The 18,904-nt window shown below is 50.3% G+C and carries 19 protein-coding genes and 1 other annotated feature; of the genes, 3 read left to right on the top strand and 16 right to left on the bottom strand.

Annotated features, from left to right (window positions below; all coding sequences use genetic code 11):
- Positions 1-138 precede the first annotated feature (138 nt).
- The 6 genes from trpA to trpL form a co-directional block, all read right to left on the bottom strand.
- Positions 139-948 (bottom strand): tryptophan synthase subunit alpha, encoded by an 810-nt coding sequence (trpA, locus tag SOM82_RS11410; protein WP_320461562.1) that lies wholly within the window; start codon positions 946-948, stop codon positions 139-141.
- Positions 948-2,141: a tryptophan synthase subunit beta gene (gene trpB / locus SOM82_RS11405; RefSeq protein ID WP_320461561.1), complete on the bottom strand. Its 1,194-nt coding sequence runs from the start codon at positions 2,139-2,141 to the stop codon at positions 948-950. The genes trpA and trpB overlap by 1 nt, the downstream gene beginning before the upstream one ends.
- Positions 2,142-2,150: 9 nt before the next feature.
- Positions 2,151-3,509 carry a bifunctional indole-3-glycerol-phosphate synthase TrpC/phosphoribosylanthranilate isomerase TrpF gene (gene trpCF, locus SOM82_RS11400; protein ID WP_320461560.1) on the bottom strand — a complete coding sequence of 453 codons (1,359 nt, stop codon included), beginning with the start codon at positions 3,507-3,509 and terminating at the stop codon, positions 2,151-2,153.
- Positions 3,510-3,512: 3 nt separating this feature from the next.
- Positions 3,513-5,108 carry a bifunctional anthranilate synthase glutamate amidotransferase component TrpG/anthranilate phosphoribosyltransferase TrpD gene (gene trpD / locus SOM82_RS11395; RefSeq protein WP_320461559.1) on the bottom strand — a complete coding sequence of 532 codons (1,596 nt, stop codon included), beginning with the start codon at positions 5,106-5,108 and terminating at the stop codon, positions 3,513-3,515.
- Positions 5,108-6,670, bottom strand: coding sequence for an anthranilate synthase component 1 (locus SOM82_RS11390; protein WP_320461569.1), 1,563 nt, complete (start codon positions 6,668-6,670; stop codon positions 5,108-5,110). Before SOM82_RS11390 ends, trpD begins: the two co-directional genes overlap by 1 nt.
- A gap of 25 nt (positions 6,671-6,695) precedes the next feature.
- Positions 6,696-6,790 (bottom strand) — a sequence feature (Trp leader region).
- Positions 6,767-6,811: a trp operon leader peptide gene (gene trpL, locus SOM82_RS11385; RefSeq protein WP_154125929.1), complete on the bottom strand. Its 45-nt coding sequence runs from the start codon at positions 6,809-6,811 to the stop codon at positions 6,767-6,769. It overlaps the preceding feature by 24 nt.
- Positions 6,812-6,950: 139 nt before the next feature.
- On the opposite strand from trpL, the gene rnm reads away from it, so the two are divergent.
- From rnm to SOM82_RS11370, 3 genes are all read left to right on the top strand, one after another.
- Positions 6,951-7,835, top strand: a complete 885-nt coding sequence (rnm, locus tag SOM82_RS11380) for an RNase RNM (RefSeq protein ID WP_154125650.1) — start codon at positions 6,951-6,953, stop codon at positions 7,833-7,835.
- Complete coding sequence (locus tag SOM82_RS11375) at positions 7,832-8,452, top strand: L-threonylcarbamoyladenylate synthase (RefSeq protein WP_154125649.1); 621 nt, start codon at positions 7,832-7,834, stop codon at positions 8,450-8,452. The genes rnm and SOM82_RS11375 overlap by 4 nt, the downstream gene beginning before the upstream one ends.
- A 411-nt stretch (positions 8,453-8,863) precedes the next feature.
- Positions 8,864-10,249, top strand: a complete 1,386-nt coding sequence (locus SOM82_RS11370; protein ID WP_320461558.1) for an HNH endonuclease — start codon at positions 8,864-8,866, stop codon at positions 10,247-10,249.
- 15 nt (positions 10,250-10,264) lie between these two features.
- On the opposite strand, the gene SOM82_RS11365 is transcribed toward SOM82_RS11370, so the two are convergent.
- From SOM82_RS11365 to SOM82_RS11320, 10 genes are all read right to left on the bottom strand, one after another.
- The gene (locus SOM82_RS11365; protein ID WP_213327752.1) at positions 10,265-10,705 is read right to left on the bottom strand and encodes a hypothetical protein; all 441 of its coding nucleotides are present in this window, start codon (positions 10,703-10,705) and stop codon (positions 10,265-10,267) included.
- Between the two features lie 19 nt (positions 10,706-10,724).
- Positions 10,725-11,561: a DUF4393 domain-containing protein gene (locus SOM82_RS11360; RefSeq protein WP_290366830.1), complete on the bottom strand. Its 837-nt coding sequence runs from the start codon at positions 11,559-11,561 to the stop codon at positions 10,725-10,727.
- Positions 11,562-11,843: 282 nt separating this feature from the next.
- Complete coding sequence (locus tag SOM82_RS11355) at positions 11,844-12,401, bottom strand: recombinase family protein (RefSeq protein WP_320461557.1); 558 nt, start codon at positions 12,399-12,401, stop codon at positions 11,844-11,846.
- Positions 12,402-12,546: 145 nt separating this feature from the next.
- Entirely contained in the window at positions 12,547-12,939 is a 393-nt protein-coding gene (locus SOM82_RS11350) for a hypothetical protein (protein WP_213327749.1), read from the bottom strand.
- Between the two features lie 385 nt (positions 12,940-13,324).
- Complete coding sequence (locus SOM82_RS11345) at positions 13,325-14,548, bottom strand: primase-helicase family protein (protein ID WP_213327748.1); 1,224 nt, start codon at positions 14,546-14,548, stop codon at positions 13,325-13,327.
- A 117-nt stretch (positions 14,549-14,665) separates the two neighbouring features.
- Positions 14,666-14,872 (bottom strand): hypothetical protein, encoded by a 207-nt coding sequence (locus tag SOM82_RS11340; RefSeq protein WP_043876083.1) that lies wholly within the window; start codon positions 14,870-14,872, stop codon positions 14,666-14,668.
- The gene (locus SOM82_RS11335; RefSeq protein WP_213327747.1) at positions 14,869-15,303 is read right to left on the bottom strand and encodes a hypothetical protein; all 435 of its coding nucleotides are present in this window, start codon (positions 15,301-15,303) and stop codon (positions 14,869-14,871) included. The genes SOM82_RS11340 and SOM82_RS11335 overlap by 4 nt, the downstream gene beginning before the upstream one ends.
- 7 nt (positions 15,304-15,310) lie before the next feature.
- On the bottom strand, positions 15,311-15,775 hold the full coding sequence (locus SOM82_RS11330; RefSeq protein ID WP_320461556.1) for a hypothetical protein: 465 nt from the start codon (positions 15,773-15,775) through the stop codon (positions 15,311-15,313).
- Entirely contained in the window at positions 15,768-16,142 is a 375-nt protein-coding gene (locus tag SOM82_RS11325) for a hypothetical protein (RefSeq protein WP_320461555.1), read from the bottom strand. The genes SOM82_RS11330 and SOM82_RS11325 overlap by 8 nt, the downstream gene beginning before the upstream one ends.
- A 1,187-nt stretch (positions 16,143-17,329) precedes the next feature.
- Complete coding sequence (locus SOM82_RS11320; RefSeq protein ID WP_213327744.1) at positions 17,330-18,862, bottom strand: tyrosine-type recombinase/integrase; 1,533 nt, start codon at positions 18,860-18,862, stop codon at positions 17,330-17,332.
- Positions 18,863-18,904 lie beyond the last annotated feature (42 nt).

The raw sequence follows: 18,904 nt of genomic DNA, 5'->3' as shown, positions 1-18,904 counted from the left end.
TGAAGGTAATATTTGAAAAGGTTGACGGGCCGAAAAGCTCGAACAGATCAATTCTGCGCTACCCCTGAGAGGCATTCCAGGGTATCACGATGGCGGTAGAGGGGGACAGGCCGCCCGGAAACCCGGGCGGCAAGGGAATCAGCCGCGGCGGGTGGCGGCTTTCATTGCAGCGACAAAATCGTGCAATTCCTTGAGCATTTGCTCGGGCTTATCAAGATTGTTCTCGATAATTTTCACAATCGCTGAGCCGGAGATCGCCCCGGCGGCATTTGCATCAATGGCCGCAGTCACTTGATCCGGGGAGGAGATACCGAACCCCTGCAACGCTGGCGCAGCATGATATTCGGTCAGTTTCTCTACCAGATGATGTAGCGGAACGGCCGCTTTGTTTTCTGCACCGGTGACGCCTGCGCGGGACAACAGATAGGTATAACCGCGCCCGTAAGAGGCAATCTGGCGTAACAGCTCATCATCGGCATTCGGCGGGCAGATGAAGATAGGGGCGATATTGTGACGCATCGCAGCCTGACGGAACGGTGCAGATTCTTCAACCGGCACATCCGCAACGAGAACGGAATCGACACCGACGCGTGCGCATGCGGCGTAAAACTCATCAATACCGCGGCTGAACACCAGATTGGCATACATCAGCAGGCCAATCGGAATGGTCGGATGCTTCTGGCGAATGGCCGCCAACATCTCAAAGCACTGGGTTGGCGTCACACCAGCGGCAAAGGCGCGCAGGGTGGCATTCTGGATCGTCGGACCATCTGCCAGAGGATCGGAGAAGGGGATGCCCAGCTCTAATGCGTCAGCGCCAGCGGCGATCAGCGTGTCGATAACTTTCAGCGACTGCTCGGGTCCGGGGTCGCCCAATGTGACGAAGGGAACAAACGCGCCTTCCTTGCGGGCCTTCAGTTCAGCAAATGCGTTGTCATAGCGTTCCATCAGATTTCCCCTCGTGCTTTCAGAATATCGTGAACGGTGAAGATGTCTTTGTCACCGCGACCGGAAAGGTTAACCACCAACAGCTGCTCTTTTTCCGGGTTTTCTTTGATCATCTTCAGGGCGTGAGCCAGCGCATGAGACGACTCCAGCGCCGGGATGATCCCTTCATTGCGGCACAGGGTTTTGAAGGCTTCCAGCGCTTCGTCATCGGTTATCGAGACATAATCCGCGCGGCCGATACTGTTCAGATGCGCGTGCTGTGGCCCGACGGACGGGAAGTCCAGACCCGCAGAGATAGAGTAAGACTCTTCGATTTGTCCTTCGTCAGTTTGCATCATCGGCGACTTCATGCCGAAATAGATCCCCACGCGACCATGTTTCAGCGGCGCGCCATGCTCGCCGGTTTCAATGCCATGCCCGGCAGGTTCCACCCCAATCAGACCAACCTGGGTATCATCAATAAAGTCGGCAAACATACCGATGGCGTTAGAACCACCGCCCACGCAGGCGATCACTGCATCCGGCAGACGCCCCTCTTTTTCGAGGATCTGCGCTTTGGTCTCTTCACCGATCATGCGCTGGAATTCACGCACAATGGTCGGGAACGGGTGCGGACCCGCAGCGGTGCCGAGCATGTAGTGTGCGGTATCGTAGCTGCCAGACCAGTCTCGCAGCGCTTCGTTACAGGCATCTTTCAGCGTGGCGGAACCGCTGTGAACCGGTATCACTTCGGCACCCATCAGGCGCATACGGAATACGTTCGGGGATTGACGCTCAACGTCTTTGGCCCCCATGTAAATACGGCATTTCAGGCCGAGCAGGGCGCTGGCGAGCGCTGATGCAACACCGTGCTGACCCGCTCCCGTTTCGGCGATAATTTCGGTCTTGCCCATCCGTTTGGCCAGCAGCGCCTGACCAAGCACCTGGTTGGTTTTATGCGCACCGCCGTGGAGTAAATCTTCACGCTTCAGATACAGCGTGGTTTTTGTCCCTTTGGTCAGATTGCGGCATTTCGTCAGCGCCGTCGGACGACCGGCGTAGTTTTTCAACAGATCGGTAAATTCAGCCTGAAACGTCGGGTCTTTCTGCGCGCTGACAAAAGCTTCTTCCAGCTGGCGCAGAGCAGGCATCAAAATTTGCGGCACGTACATACCACCGAACTCACCAAAATAGGGATTTAATAACGTTGTCATTTTGCTTCCTTAATATGCGCGCAGCGTCTTGAACACCGAGGCCAGCTTACTGGCATCTTTGATACCGGGTTGAGACTCTACGCCTGAATTGAAATCGAGGCCCGCACAGCCTGCTTTCGCGGCTTCTACACAATTATCGGGGCTTAACCCACCTGCAAGCAGGACGTTATCCAGCTTTTGGCCGTTCAGCAGCGACCAGTCAAATCGTACGCCGGTCCCGCCCTGGCCGTTATCCAGGACATATTTGTCGACGTGCAGGAGATCGCGCGCAGGCAGCGCGTCGCCGACGCTTTGTGCTTTCCAGATTTGCACCTGTTCGGGCAGCGTCTGGCGTAGCGTAGTGATGTAGCTCTGATCTTCCTTGCCGTGCAGTTGCACCGCCGTAAGGGACAGGTTTTCGGCTTTGGCGACCACATCGCTGACGGGGGCATCGCGAAACACCCCTACATAGCTCAGGGGGGCCGCGGCAATCACGTCGCGGGCCTGATCTTGCGTAACGAAGCGCGGGGATGACTCGACGAAAATCAATCCACCGTATATCGCGCCGGCTTCAAGGGCGGCGGCGGCGTCCTGTGCGCGGGTCAAGCCGCAGACTTTGTTCTCACCTAATAACACGCGGCGTACAGCAGCGTTCAGGTCGTCATGCGACATCAGGGCCGAACCAATCAAAAAGCCATTGGCAAAGTGACTCAGTTCGCGGACCTGGGCGTAAGTATTGATGCCCGATTCGCTGATCACCGTCACGCCTGCACCCAGTCGCGGGGCCAGCTGACGTGTGCGATCGAGGTCGATGGACAGATCGCGCAGGTCGCGGTTATTAATGCCAACCACTTTGGCTTTCAGCGCAATCGCGCGTTCCAGCTCCTCTTCGTTGCTCACTTCTGTCAATACGCCCATGTTCAGGCTGTGGGCGACGGCAGCCAGCTGGATATACTGCTCATCGTCCAGCACCGACAGCATCAGCAGGCAGGCGTCAGCCTGATAAAAACGCGCCAGCCAGATTTGGTACGCATCAATAATGAAGTCTTTGCACAGAATCGGTTGCGGGGCGATCTGGCTGACAATCGGCAGAAAGTCAAAACTGCCCTGGAAATACTTCTCATCCGTCAGGACCGAAATGGCTGACGCATGATGCTTATAAACCCCGGCAATTCGCGCAGGATCAAAATCGTCACGGATAACACCTTTTGACGGAGACGCCTTTTTGCACTCCAGAATAAATGCGGTACGCGCGCCCTGAAGGGCATCATAAAAACGACGCTGACTGGGCACCACGTCATTCTGGAAGCTGGCCAGCGGCTGCTGCGCTTTACATGCTTCTACCCAGATGGCCTTGTCAGCAACGATTTTTGCTAAAACGGTCTGCATTTTTTACCCTCTCGCCGCAAGTGCGGTAACGCGGTCGTAAGCTGCGCCAGAGCGCAACACGTCCAGAACTTTTTGCGCGTTAGCCTGTAAGTCTTCTTCACCGTGCAAACGCATCAACATCGCGACATTGGCGGCCACGGCGGCCTCATGCGCGGCCTCACCTTTACCTTGTAGCAAGCGTGTCAGAATGTCACGGTTTTCTTCCGGGGTGCCGCCTGCGAGCTGCTCCTGGCGATAAGGCGTCAGGCCAAAGTCAGCGGCGTTGAGCTGATAGCTCTGGATTTCACCGTCGCGCAGCTCGGCAACCAGCGTTGGCGCATGCAGCGAGACTTCGTCCATTCCGCCGCTGTGGACCACCGCTGCGCGCTGATAGCCCAGCACGCGCAGCGTTTCGGCAATCGGCAGCACCAGCTCTGGGCTGTAAACACCGATCAGGGCCAGCGGCGGATGCGCCGGGTTGATCAGCGGGCCTAATACGTTAAACAGCGTGCGGGTTTTCAACTGCTGGCGAACAGGCATCGCGTGGCGGAAACCGGTGTGATACTTCGGGGCAAACAGGAAGCACACCCCCAGATCGTCCAGCGCTTCACGCGAGCGCTCGGCGTTCATCTCAAGATTAATGCCGAAGGCTGCCAGCAGATCGGATGAACCCGAACGGCTCGAGACGCTGCGGTTACCGTGTTTTGCCACTTTCATGCCGCACGCCGCCGCCACAAAGGCGCTGGCCGTCGAAATATTGATACTGTTACTGCCGTCACCGCCGGTGCCCACGATATCGGCAAAGGTGTAATCCGGACGCGGGAACGGGGCGGCATTTTCCAGCAGGGCGGTGGCAGCACCGGCAATCTCCTGTGGCTGCTCCCCGCGGACTTTCATGCTCACCAGCGCGGCGGCCAGCTGTTCTGGTTTCAGTTCACCGCGAACCACTGCCGAGAAAAGCTGATGGCTCTCCTGCTGGGTCATCGTCTGAGCCTGGTAGAGTTTTTCCAGAATTGGCTGCAGGAAGTTAGTCTGCTCAAGCTTTTGCAGCGCCCAGTTCAATGTCTGTTCCAGCAGGCGCGCGCCGTTGGAGGTCAGAATCGATTCCGGGTGGAATTGCAGGCCACACACGCGATCCGCGTCGTGACGAACGGCCATCACCATGCCTTCAAAGGAGGCGTTGATGGTCAGGCCCGCGGGAATGTTACTCCCGACCAGCGAGTGGTAGCGCGCCACTGGCAGCGGGTTTGGCAGCCCGGCGAACATCGCCTGACCGTCGTGTTCAATACTGGATGCCTTCCCGTGCAGGATTTCACCCGCCTGACCCACGTAACCGCCGTAGGCTTCAACAATCGCCTGATGCCCCAGACAGATACCGATAATCGGCAGTTTACCGCGCATGCGGGTCAGCAGCTCAGGCATACAGCCTGCTTCGCTTGGCGCACCCGGGCCCGGAGAGAGCATCAGCACCGGGTTTTGCATGGTTTCCAGACGCTCAATCAGAGTCTGGGCCGGAACGTGGTTACGGTAGATCACCACGTTATGCCCGTTTGCACGCAGCTGGTCTGCCAGGTTGTAAGTAAAGGAGTCGATATTATCGAGCAGCAGAATGTCAGCCATCAGAAAATCTCCTGTGCGTGGTGTGCGGTGGCAATGGCGCGCAAGACCGCGCGAGCTTTACTGCGGGTTTCATCAGCTTCAGACTGCGGAACGGAATCCAGAACGATGCCTGCGCCCGCCTGGACAGTCGCAATGCCGTCTTCGACATAGGCAGAGCGGATAACGATGCAGGTATCCAAATCACCATGTGCGGTGAAGTAACCGACTGCTCCGCCGTAACTGCCGCGCCGACGGCCTTCTGCGCCCGCGATGAGCTGCATCGCACGGACTTTTGGCGCACCGCTCAGGGTGCCCATATTCATGCAGGCGCGATAGGCGTGCAGCGCATCAAGGTCGTTGCGCAGTTCACCTACCACGCGAGACACCAGATGCATTACGAAGGAGTAACGATCCACTTTGGTCAGGTCTGCCACGTAGCGGGTGCCTGGCGTACAGATGCGCGCCAGATCGTTACGTGCCAGGTCAACCAGCATCAGGTGTTCAGAAAGCTCTTTATGATCGGTACGCATCTCCAGCTCAATCCGGCTGTCCAGATCTCTGTCTAATGAACCATCAGCCCGGCGGCCGCGCGGACGCGTCCCGGCAATCGGGTAAATTTCAATCTGGCGGCTGGTGGCGTCATATTTCAGAGAGCTTTCTGGCGATGCGCCAAACAGCGTGAAATCATTATCCTGCATAAAGAACATGTACGGACTTGGATTGCTTTTCTTCAGCACGTCATAAGCGGCCAGCGGGGAGGGGCAAGGCAGCGAGAAGCGACGTGACGGCACCACCTGGAAAATTTCGCCCGCGCGAATCGCTTTTTGCATCTGGCGTACAACGGCGCCGTACTGGTCGTCAGTCTGGTTCGTTTCACACTGCATATGATCGATGCGTTGTACCGGCAGGGCGGTTGGCTCTTCCGTCATCTGCTGTTTTAGCTGTTCAATGCGCTGCTCAAGACGCTGTTTTTCGGCGGCGGAAGGGGTAAAGAGGCTGGCCTGAATTCGGGTGTTCTTTGTCTGATGGTCAATCACCAGCAGTGTTTCTGCGAGGTAGAAGCAGTAATCCGGGCAGCGATTGCCTTGCTCGGTTTCAGGTAAATTTTCAAATCCTGCGACCAGGTCATAAGCGAACAGCCCGCCAAAGAACATGGCTTCGCGCTCGTTCTCCGGGACGTTGACCAGATTTTGCAGCAGGCGGAACGCGTCAAAAACAGAGAGAGAACACAGGCGCGCATCTTCATCCAGCAGCTGGCTGACCGGCGGAAAGTGCAGAATGCGTTTTTCCGGACGCTGTTCATTTTCAATACCTGCCGGCAAAGCGGCATCGAGCAGCGGCAGCAGCGCAGCGCCGTTCTCGGAGAGCGCCTGAATCGTGACGGTGTCACCCAGCGCGGTAATGCGTAATGCGCTGTCCACCAGCAGCAGACTTTTCAGATCGTCTTTGCTGTCGATATCGGCAGATTCCAGCAGCAGTGTTGCCGGACGCGCGCCGCATAGCTGGTGGAACAGTGCGGTAGGGTTGTGGCGGTAGACCGCGTCGCAGGTCAGCAACTCAAGTTGGGTTTTGGCTGTTTGCATGTTGTTGTTCTCATTTATTCTGTTCATAAAAAAACCCGCATCTTAGCGGGCCAGGTATCTGTTTGCGTTTCGCAGACGAGTGACACTGCCCGATATTCAGGAAGTGCGCCACCAACCCCGCAGAGAGAAATGTGCTTTCATTTTCAGATACCTTCTTGAGTGAACTTGCGTACTAGTTAACTAGTTCGATGGGCTATTGTCAACCCCTGATTTCAGAATTTCCTCGTAAGCCGTTATCATAGTGTTTTTGAAATACGTTAAACCTGTAACGGGAACCGCTTTGAGCGAAACAAAATACGCCGTGATTTATGATTTACACAGCCATACGCAGGCCTCTGATGGGCTGTTGACGCCTGAAGCGCTTGTCCACCGTGCCGTAGAGATGAGAGTCGGGACGCTGGCCATTACCGATCACGACACCACCGACGCGATTCCGGCTGCGCGAGCTGAGATCGCCCGCAGCGAATTACCCTTAAACCTGGTTTCTGGCGTTGAAATTTCCACCGTCTGGGAGAACCACGAGATTCATATCGTGGGATTAAATATTGATATTGAAAATCCGGCGCTGTGTGCTTTCCTTGAAGAGCAAAAGGAACGCCGTAACCAGCGCGCGGTGCTGATTGCCGAACGGCTGGATAAATCGCAGATCCCGGGAGCACTGGAAGGGGCCAGACGTCTTGCTAACGGCGGTGCCGTGACGCGCGGACACTTTGCCCGTTTTCTGGTCGAAGCCGGTAAAGCCAACAACTTTGCCGACGTTTTCAAAAAATATCTGGCGCGTGGTAAAACCGGTTACGTTCCGCCACAGTGGTGTACAATAAAACAAGCTATTGATGTCATTCATCATTCTGGCGGTAAGGCGGTGCTGGCCCATCCAGGTCGGTATAACCTTTCGGCTAAGTGGCTGAAAAGACTGCTGGCTCACTTTGCCGAACAAGGCGGTGAAGCGATGGAAGTCGCCCAGTGTCAGCAGGCCCCCAATGAACGCAGTCAGCTGGCGACTTACGCGCGTCAGTATGGTTTGCTTGCTTCGCAAGGTTCTGATTTTCATCAGCCTTGCGCGTGGATTGAACTGGGGCGCAAGCTCTGGTTACCCGCAGGCGTTGAACCCGTCTGGGCGCTTTGGGAACAGCCGCAGCAACAAACTGAAGAGAGGGAAGTATGAGTCAGTTTTTCTATATTCATCCGGACAACCCGCAGGCGCGTCTGGTTAACCAGGCGGTAGAAATTGTTCGTAAGGGCGGAGTGATTGTCTATCCAACCGATTCCGGCTATGCGCTGGGCTGTAAAATTGAAGACAAAGGGGCAATGGAGCGTATCTGCCGCATTCGCCACTTGCCGGATGGACATAACTTCACCCTGATGTGTCGCGATCTCTCGGAGATCTCAACGTATGCTTACGTCGATAACGTTGCGTTTCGTTTAATCAAAAACAACACCCCAGGCAACTATACGTTTATCCTGAAAGGCACGAAGGAAGTGCCGCGCCGTTTGTTGCAGGAAAAACGCAAAACGATTGGTATGCGCGTGCCGTCAAACCCGATTGCGCAGGCGCTGCTTGAGACGCTCGGTGAGCCGATGCTCTCTACCTCGCTGATGCTGCCAGGAAGTGATTTTACCGAATCCGATCCGGAAGAGATTAAAGACCGCCTCGAGAAACAGGTCGATCTGATTATCCACGGCGGTTATCTCGGCCAGCAGCCGACCACGGTTGTCGATCTCACCGAAGATGCGCCAGAAGTGATTCGTGAAGGCGTGGGTGACGTTAAACCTTTCTTGTAAAGGCTTAAGCAGATATACTACGCGGCCATCAAAATAGCGGCTGGCCGCTTTTTTGACCCTAATTCGACGCCTGTGAAGGCGCGCAAGATAAATATTAAATCATGTATAATCAATGAGTTAATGTATTTCGGTTAGTGGTTGTTACCACCATGTGTGACAGCCATTAGCCGCATCTCGACTCTCATCATGCATGTACACCTTTCCCTGCCGTTCATGTCTTCGTTGGTACGGCCCAATACTCGGTATTAATACGGACAGACTTATTGGCTCGTCTTGTCTAAAATCTGTTAGTTGCGCATTGTATGCACCTTGGTTAACCTAAGATTAATCTGATGGCAGTGGTGGAGATGCGTGATGTACGAAGCTCTGTTAGAGGTTTGTATGGTAGATTTCAAGGAAGGGTAACTGCTGATGAAGAATAGTATTCTTGCTGATGCTTTGTTGAATGCTGCAAAAAATAGCGAACCTGAAAGCGCTATCACCAAACTTGTTGCATCAAGTGCTGGAGAACAGCAAAAACAAACCAAAAGAAAACTTCATGCTCAAGAAATGTCTCTACCTGAATTGATCAGGGTAAAAAATGAATACTCTGAAAAAATAAACGATCCGGTAACGTCTAATGAGAAGAAGAAAGAAATTTCAGAAATCATTAAATCACTTAATTACGAGATCAGGAATAGAACTAAGGATACGCCTGCACGAAGCCTAAAGGAACCTCGCTCAATATTTAAGCAGGAAAGGAGAGTTGCCCGCGAAAATTATAGAAAATCTATTCAGGTTAGATCTTTCAAGAAAACTATCCCACCGAATCAGTTTACCATTAGCCATGAAAATCGTAGTTTCCTGCCATTGAATGAGAAGACTTTGGAGCGAGAAAGATTGCGTAAAGAGTTAATAGCCAAAGAAGCTCAGGCTGAGTTGGAGAGAATGGCTTTAATTTCTCGCGTCACGCATACTAAAATTATTCAAGAAGAAAGAGCTGATACGAGGAAAACATCACCTGTAAAGGTAATCACAATATTAGATACCAATTCAATAACCAAAATTGAAGTGCCTGAATTTTATTTTAATAGCGAACTTTACAGTCAGTTGATAAGGACTATCCCTGTCACGCAAGCGTACAAGATCGCAAAAAGCCGTGAACTATCTTCAAAATATTACGAAAGTAAAGTTGAATCAGGTAAGTATACATATTTTAACACGCTCGCTTACTTAATCTCGTTAAGAGGTAAGAACGAAGCAGATGCGCGTGAAATAGCCAAGGGAAAAGGACAGTCTGAGAGGATTTTGTATGATTTTATCACAGTAGGGTATAAAATTTCTCTTGATCAAAAAGATTCTGGCGCGGTAAGAAAGAAACAAGAGAAAATTAGTTCCTATCCTGAGTTGGTGGATCTGAAATTAATTTCGAGTAATGTTCAGCGTACATTGCAGTTAAGAAGAATCAGTGACCAGCAAAATTTCCGAAGGAGAGTTGAGACCAACTTCAAAGGTAGATGTGCAGTCACGGGGCAGTCAATCCAATCTTTACTCCAAGCCTGTCATCTGGAGGATTACAGCTTTTCATGCAACATGGATACGAGTAATGGCATTCTTCTAACCTCAGATTGCCATCGAATGTTTGACAATGGCCAACTTGGAATAAATCCAGATACCCTAACTATACATTTTAATGTCAAATGTATTTATTCACAAATGTTCGAAGGTAAAATTATTGGTGATCATTCGTTATCACTGGATAAAGATAAATTAAGAAAAAAATGGGAACTATTCTTGAATACGAAGAAAGTGGTTTGACTAAACTGCTATGTTTTAGAGAGTGTATGACACAGCCCAGAAAGCAAGCCCAATTATCATGACGATCCCTATTAGGTAAAATGCATTAATCGTATTTTTAGCTGCCTGAGTGTAGCCTTTTCCCTTTCCAACATTAACATGGCACCAATTATTGAAAGCCTGGTGATGCTTAAGTTTTGTCTCTGATGCGGTTTTGGTGAACTGACCACTACGGGGTTTGTATAGCAAAACCATATCTTCCACGATCACTGTAGCATCTGGTGGAAAATCTTGCGGAATGTCCTTCACCTTTTCAGGGTAGAGCTTGCGGAAATCTTCTGCTAATAGTTTCCGTTCTCCGTAGGCGTAAATTTCGTGTTGGCTTCCATACCATAACTCAATGTTGCTGAACCCACGGCGCACCATGTCATCAAGTTTCGGGGCTATCTTCTCGTATGTTTTAGAGATAGTGACCATTTAAAGCCCCTCCACATATTTAATTTGTTATCCCAACAACCGCTGCAAATTGTGCACCAAATGGGGTCCTTTTTATTAAACCTTTGCCAAGGTTTTTGGGGTAATCTGTGCCATATCCCAAATCATCCTTTAAGTATTCGTCCCTTTCTTTTAAGGTATCGTAGACTTGCTCTTGACCATCTAAGTGTAAATCATATTTAACTTCAATAAGCCCTAATCTGATCCAGTTCTCAATATATGATGGAATATTTTTATTATAAAATGGTTTATTATTACTGGTTATTGGCAATATGTGTGTATATCCTGCAATATAAGAAAGAGTGCCTTGTTTTTGATAGACTACTCTACCAATACATTTTGGTGCGTTGTTTGTCAAATATAGTTTTAACAAATGAGCTTCTAAGTTGGTCAGTTGTTTGATAATCTCAACAAATGCAGGATGCGTATCTTCTGCCGTGTCAGAGTTCATAGAAGAACTTATAAGGTTCAGATACATCTCTTTAAGATTAACCTCTTCGTGACAAAATGCTAACCCTTGCAAGGCAGGCCCAGCGATTGATGCCTTAGGTTCAACAATATTTTCTGCGGGAATAGATTGAGTTTTTTCTTCGAGATCTTTCTTAAATGCCTTTTCAAAATAGGCTTTGGCTTTATCAATCCCATAATTAACGGCAGCTAATGGTAACAGGCAATTTTTAACTGTTTTACTAATTATGACCGCCGATTCACCAAAGTTTTTAGAAGCTGTTACTGTATTTTCATCATTTTTAGCAAGTTCCATCAAATCTTTTGCAACCTGAGCTGTGACCGTCAAGGGCTGTGCGGATTGTGGATTTTCAGCTTTTTCATCAGACATTACGCATACCTATATTATGGGTAATCATTTGTGAAAGTATATTATCAAATGTCTTGAAGCATTTGCACTGTTTGTATGGTCAATGTTTCAAGACGTATGGTTGCTTTTCAAGATGCGCGATTGCTGGAGCTGCTTAATGAGGTTTGATATGGCATTCCCGGTTTTTACCCTCGCAATCCCCAAATATCAAGGGCATGGTGGAGGTTGTACGGTAGCGCATCGAGGAGTCACGGGCGCTGGTGGCCCCGGAACTGGTGATGGGTTGGCTACTTTCGCGGTTTGTTAGGCTGTGGCTTGTTCGGTCTTGATACGCTGGACGGTGCTGGTGGACACGTTGAAATCTTTCGCTATGGTTCGGATAGACTGACCAGCGGCAAGCGCAGACATAATCCCTAAGCGGTCAACCGCTGCGCCATTGCCGCGAGCGCCTTTGCGTCCCGCTGCTTTGGCTGCTGCGTATCCTTCTGCCTGACGTTCGAGGAGCTGCTCACGTTCCATTTGTGACATTGCGGCAAAGATGTTTAGCATCAGGTTGCTGGCGGCGTTGGCTTTTGCTCCTGCTGTAATTCCTTCCTTGTGGAACTGCACGGATGCGCCCTTGTCTTTCACCTGCTCGATAATGTCCAAAACATCACGAATGTTTCGCCCTAAGCGGTCGAGGCTGTGAACATGGATCACGTCATCTTCACGAACATAAGCGATCATCTCTTGGATCTGTGAACGGTTGGCATTCTTGCCGCTCACTTTCTCTTCATACTTCTTATCGAGTGTCACGCCGTCGAGCTGGCGCTCTGTGTATTGTTTATCTGTACTCACTCGCACATAACCGATGTTAGCCATTTTGTTCTCCAATCCGTATCGAAATAGTGTGTATCGATTATTGTCGTATCGATTAAATAGATCAAGCTATTTCGCTACGATTTACAAGGGGTTTTGAGGGGGGAACGGCCCAGATCGGGGTGTGTCGAAGTAGTATGCTATTTCGCTACGCCTGATAGAACGTGTATTTGATGGCGTAGTTTTCTAATCGCCAGGGGAAACGGGAGTTGATTACAAAGTGGTTCCACTGATAGGAAATAAGTTCAGGGTCGCTGGTGGTTCGTTCCTCTGTTACGTCAACAACTTTTTCCCCGTCGCGGTGAGCTTCCCACTCACTGCGGTGGATGTAGTAGCCGGGGAGCCATTCGATGATTGGCGTATTAGGAATGATGCGAGGGAAATGGTCTGCGATGCTCTCAGCGCTTCGCGCCTCTGCTTTAAGCTGGTGCTCTTGCTGGATAGCTTCTCCTGCAAGCTGGCGTTCAACTTCGGCTAACCGCTGTGCTTTGCGTCCGTTCTGGAAAAAGTCTTCGTATACTGCGTTTCTGCGTCGTGCCACGTAATGGCCTCCTAAGTAGAAATTGTGATTATTTTTGAAGCCCTGGCGTTGTGCTGGGGCTCGCTGGGCGGGCATGTGTGCGGCTATACTCGCCGCCCGGATGGGGCGCGAGTACAAATTCGCTGTACGACTGATTTTAAGTTTCAGTTTTGAGAACTTGTTCAGCAGATCGCTACACCATGACGAACGTCACGGCGAGCGGCTGAAATGGGGCGGCTAATGCCTTGCGGGAAACTCTGTCTCCTCTCCCAGTTAGAAAACGGTGAAGTTGATAAAGATCTAAGAATACTTGATAAATAGCCCTGTTAGCCTTGTAGCCCTGATCAGGCCAGTGGCGGCGCGGATTTCAAAATACAGGGCTAAAACCATAGCCCTGTAGCCCTGATCACTGGGCCGGGTAATACTTATCAACAAACCAGGAGAGAACACTCTCCGGGATCTTGCTGCTGCCGTCCTGCGGCGCTTGATACCAGACTGATTTAAGCCCTGCGCGAGTGCTCACTCTGGCGCTCATGTACCCGTTATCACGTAGCCATTGACTCGCATCCTGTGGTCGTGGGAATGATGGGCAAGCGTCATGAAATGCCTGGAATGCAAACGCCGGATTTTCTCCGGTGAAGATCTCCGCTTCGTTCTGCTCTTCCGTGATGCTGGCTTGTTTCATACGCTCAAGTGCCAAACTGAACGGTGGGCGATACGGATTGAAGGATTCCAACGGGTAAGCCATTAGCCAGGCGTGTACGGCTTCCAGACCGCCTACGGCGAGCCAATCAGCAAGACGGGCAATAAACTCTGCTGTTTCTTCCCTGTTCGCCCGGTGGCGTATGTAATGGGTGCAGTAATGGCGGCGATCATTCGCCTCCACTTCAATCGGACTCTCACTGTTGCTGAACGTGAAAAACCGGGTGTAAGTGGCTACCTTTCGAGGCTGCTCATACTTCCTGTTAATCTCGATCATCGGTTCAGTCTGGATGCTTTTTAACCGATCTGCCATGTTACGTCTGGCTGGCGGTGGGTCATCGAACAGGATCAGGATTGTACGGGCCATCGCATCATTGTGGACGCCCGTCAGGGTGCCGTAGTTGGAGTAAAGCGTTGTCTGGTGCATCAGGAGCGGCGAGAGGATTTGATTGAACAAAAAACCTTTGCCTGTCCCGGTATCACTCGGAATAACGATGTGCCAGCTTGGGCGCTGTTCCGGGTGCTGGAACATGTGCGCCATGTATGCGCTCACTGTGTCGCGGTCTGCCTGGTCAGGGAAGAGCCTCGCCAGATACTCAAGCCAGAGAGTCAGATCTGCGGCTGGTGTCTTGTCGCTGTGCCAGCGCCTGAACGTATTCAGGGTTCCATTCTGATCGATACCGTATGGCTTAGCCGGGTTGAAATCGTAAACTTTGATGAATGGAATGTGATCCCAAAGAAGGTTTAAATAATCCCGCCGCCACTTTCTACCAGTTGATAAATGGTATTCCCTTTCGAGAATGTCCAGACAGTGATTTGTATTCGTGGGGATGTGGTGGAGGAGTATTTTACCTTGAGCGCTGATAAACGCGTACTTTTCTGCTTGTAAATGGTCAATCAGTGGTCTTATTTGTTGCTTTTCTGTCATCAGTGCCCTCGTTCATAGCATTTCGTAAAGTTTTAATAATGAATGTTGGGCGGCTGTCCTCGCCCTTATTTGCATCAATCCAGCTGAGCACGTCGCGTGCAATAATGAGTTTCAACATTATTTGTTATCCTTAGTTTTGAAGATGTAGCCTTCGGAAAGTAACCACTGATAGAACTGACCAATGGTGATTTTATCTACTGCTTTGTCGAATAACTCTGGCTTGTTCAGTGGTTCGAGCTTGATTTCTGATTTCTGCATGTCCTGTTGCTGGTGGCTCCAATAGTGCTTTAACCAGGCTAAGGATTGTTGCGGGTTTTTGGTCATCGGTAATACTCCAGGTGGTGAAGTTGGTCAAAGCGGACGGCGTAATACACCGCAAACTGTTTTAAGATAATTCCGAAGTCATCTTCTTTGAGAAAGCCGTTCCTGCGGTCGAGCGCTGCGTCGTATAACTCATCGTACAGATCGCTATAATGACCGAAATAAACTTCCCACAAGAGCGGTGTGAAATCTTCACGATAGGCAATACCGGATAAGATCCGATTAAAATCGCCTTCAATGGCATTCGTCACCCGGTTCAGGATAAGGCGGCAATGTCCCGTTCTGTGGTCGTGGTCAATAACTGGATCTGTCAGTGGTGAGCCTGTTATGAAATCTTTCCCACCCTGCTCGGCGGTCATCATTTCGCGGTAGGCGCTGGCACTTTTCTGAGAGAGCTTCGACGGGTTGCGCTTCTGTGCATATTCTTCAAACATCCCCGCCTCACTTCGCATTCTCGGAAAGGGCGACACGGAGACGGCTGGCGAATGTCTGGGCCTCGGCTGCTGCTGCGGCTTGTGCGGCTGCTTCTGCACGTTGACGGCGTTCCTCTTCGGCTACGGCTTGAGCGTAATATTCTTCTGCCTGGGCTGTCAGGGATGCCATTAGCTGGGCTTCTGCCTCTGCGGTGAGAGTGGCACGGTCTGCCTCGATTTCCCCTTGCTTGCGGTTTAGCACAATGCGAATTGCAGGTTCCCCTGCGTTGTAGAACGGCTGGCGGTCATAGTCGGCTATGGTGTATCCGTCGAGGATGGCGGCTTGTAACGTAGTGAGGATCACGGGGTAAAAATCTGAGATGCTGAACACATCAGACAGATGGGATTCGATGAACTCAGATACATACTGGTCACGCTGGGCCTTGAACTCGGTTTTCACTTCACGCATTAATGCGGCTGGAAGTTTAGTCATGCTTCTGTTTTTCCTTGATTTCTAATAAACGTTTGATGTTGATGCGGTTGCAACGTGGGCAATAAAAAGGACTCTTCCCACCGACCAGGTAAGACGTGACGTAATACGTTTTGCCCTGGTAAAATTCCATGCCGATGTAGGCACTCTGCAACCATCGGTTGATTTCGCGGTGGTCGTTGCCATTGCTCCACTCGTTTACGAAGTCCTCGAAGGTGAAGCAATGTTGCATCACTTCCTCAGCCCAATACATAAATGCTACTCGCTGCGGGGTGGTAGGCATCCCGTATTGACGTAGCCTGTCGCGGTAAACGTGGAACTCGAAGCGGGGGAGCCATTCGGCAATGGTTCTTAATTTCTGACTTTTCAACTGTACTGATTTTCCTTATGTTCAAATGCAGGAAAGCCCCCAGGAAGGAATGATCCAAATGTCCAACACAACCACCCAGATCGGGTTCTGGGCTAAGGAGAAAAACATTCGGCAACCTGGAGGCTTTATTCTGCGGAGAGTATGCGACGGTGCGCACGATCATGCTGCTACTATGGGGAATAGCGGCGGGGGAGTAGATTCAACGGGCTGCGATTGACAAGATCGCCGGGTATGCCCTCAACATTGCCTCCCTAATATTAATAATACCACAAATGAGAATTAATTGCAACAACTATTTGTTGACTTTTGTTTTTAAATGTGATTCGTTGATTGTGTTGTCTGGATCTGCATAGTTGAAAGTGGATTGCGGGAATACAGTGAAGCTGTCAGAGAGAACGGCCCGGAGCACTCATTTAGAGCGTAGGCATTTGATGGGGGACTGGTGAGAGGCTTCCGCTGTCAACAACGTCAGGTAGCGCCGCTGGTGGCTCTGGGAATCATCTTCTGGATGTTGCAGGGCGATCCCCTGGTATCGTTATTGCATCAGTGAGAAGGGCGACTGCTTACCGTGGGCTGCACGATGTGCCAGCTTGGGCGCTGTTCTCGCTTCGTCTGCTGCGTTGTGCGCTGCTTTCTCTCAAAGGATGGGTGAACCGTCAGGGAGACAGGCTGTAATGCGTTCAGTAGCTGCTGGTGAACGTGGTTAAATGAAGACGGTAATCATCGAGGCGATTCTCCAGCATACTCTGGAAGATATTCTCATTGAGATGACTCTCTGGTGGTGGTTATCGGTGAGTAACAGGAAGGGATTATTATAAAGGTTAAGTTGATGATAGTTGGATCAGTGCATGACTTCGGATTACTTATACCTACGTAGCTACATCAGGTAGTAACAAGAGCTGATTATTATCAGGGTAGGTTAATGGTTAGTTCAGATCAGAGATAGAGAGTACACTTGAGCAGTGAGTGACACACAGGAACAGGTATACTCTCTTCTTTCATGACTAACATGAAAGATCACTATTGCGCAAAGGTAGCTCTATCCCTTCGGGATAACAAACCTCCCTCGCTTCGCTCGCGAGATTCTTGTTTAGGGTAGCACATCTTCACACGCATTGTCAAGATCTGATGCCATAATAATTAAATAAGGTTTACATTTATTTTACTGCCGATGTTTAACCTAAACCTCATTGTTGAAAGTCAACAACACATAACAAGTCTTTAAGCGGTGGACGGTGCGTATAAATGGAGGTTACACCTAAACTTTGAGTTCGAGAGTGTCCGACAACAAACTGCATCAAAGGTAAGGACGCGCTCCCAGATGCAAGGCAATGGCTTACGAATGTGTGACGAAGACTATGTATGCGCCTTTTTAGCCCAAACTCATCATAATCAGGGACACCTGTTTCATTCATCAACTTAGCCCATTCGACTGTTGCTGTGGTGTAGTTAGGTAAGTCACCGAAAATCAGATCACCATCGTTAAGAGCCTCGGCAAGGCTGAGTAAACCTGACTCTAAAACCGTATGGAGTGGTATCTGACGTTGGGCATGTTCTGTTTTTCCATCTTCTATATATACGTACCAGCGTGAAGTTTCTTCATCTAAACGAATGTCCCGCTTTCTGATGGAGGCAACCTCGCCACGTCGAGCACCAGTATAAATGAGGGTAAGGAAGTACCATTTGCGCCAATCGTTATCTTCCAGTGAGAACAGCTTGGCCTTAAGTTTGCTCAACTCAGCGTTGCTGAAATGGCCTCTCCGGTTTGGCTTCACTTCATATGTGATTCCGTCGGTAGGGGATTTCTCTAATAGGTCTTTGGTGTCAACGAGGTAAGTTCTAAATAGCGACCGCCAGATCTTGAGATGCTTTTCAACATGCTGACTACTGATCAGGTCTTCCTCTGGTACGTCATAATCAATGCATTCAGGCAAAGATAGGCGCTTGTATGGCAGCTTAGTACGAGTAGGTAAGTTTTCGGTCACTTTCAGCGCTTCACGAATATCTTGCTTAGTAACCCAATCAATCGGTTTATCACCAATAACGTAAATCAGCACATCAAAGAAACGCTGGTTCTCGTTAGCGATGCTTGCACGCCATTTTTGACCTTTTTCTTCAACATACTGCGTCCATGCTTCGGAAAGTTTGATTGCCTGGCTTGCGGTTGCTTTAACTTCCGTTGAAAAAGCCTGGCTTGTTTCAACAATACTTTGTGGTGAAGATTTCAGTTTCTGCTCTTCTAACTGATCTTGCAGTGTTGCAATGAGTTGGCGATATCGCAACAAATCTTTCGAATAGAATGCTTCATAGGCTTGCGCGACGGTCGCGCGGCTCATATCAAGTGCAGCACCTACTTGATTCGCAAAGGGCAAATCATCCTTAGAAAGTTCAAGTTTCTTCATGTGAAGACTGGCAAGCACTTCGTTTGCTGTCTGATCGCTACCATTAACCATGCGTTGGAAGTGAGCTTCCGAATAGCCTTGTGCGGCTTCAACCGTATCAGAAACAGATAATGGAGAATCAGGATTTATATTTCTGTGCCACTGTCCTAACTCCGGCAGACGCTCCACTTCGGCAACATCCCTTTCGAGTGCATGTAGAAGATAGTTGTCAAAGTCCTGCTTAGTGGCGGCTCGGTAGCCTTGCATTTTGCGTTTGAACTCTTCGAGGCTCATCGTTCCATTCTGCACAAGGGGAATGAAAGGACGGATCTGATTCATGATCACTTCTGCTTGCTTTCGGCTATCAGTACCGAGACTCAG

The organism is Lelliottia sp. CFBP8978 (assembly GCF_034046055.2).
GTDB lineage: Bacteria > Pseudomonadota > Gammaproteobacteria > Enterobacterales > Enterobacteriaceae > Enterobacter.
This window is presented reverse-complemented; position numbering and strand designations above follow the sequence as displayed.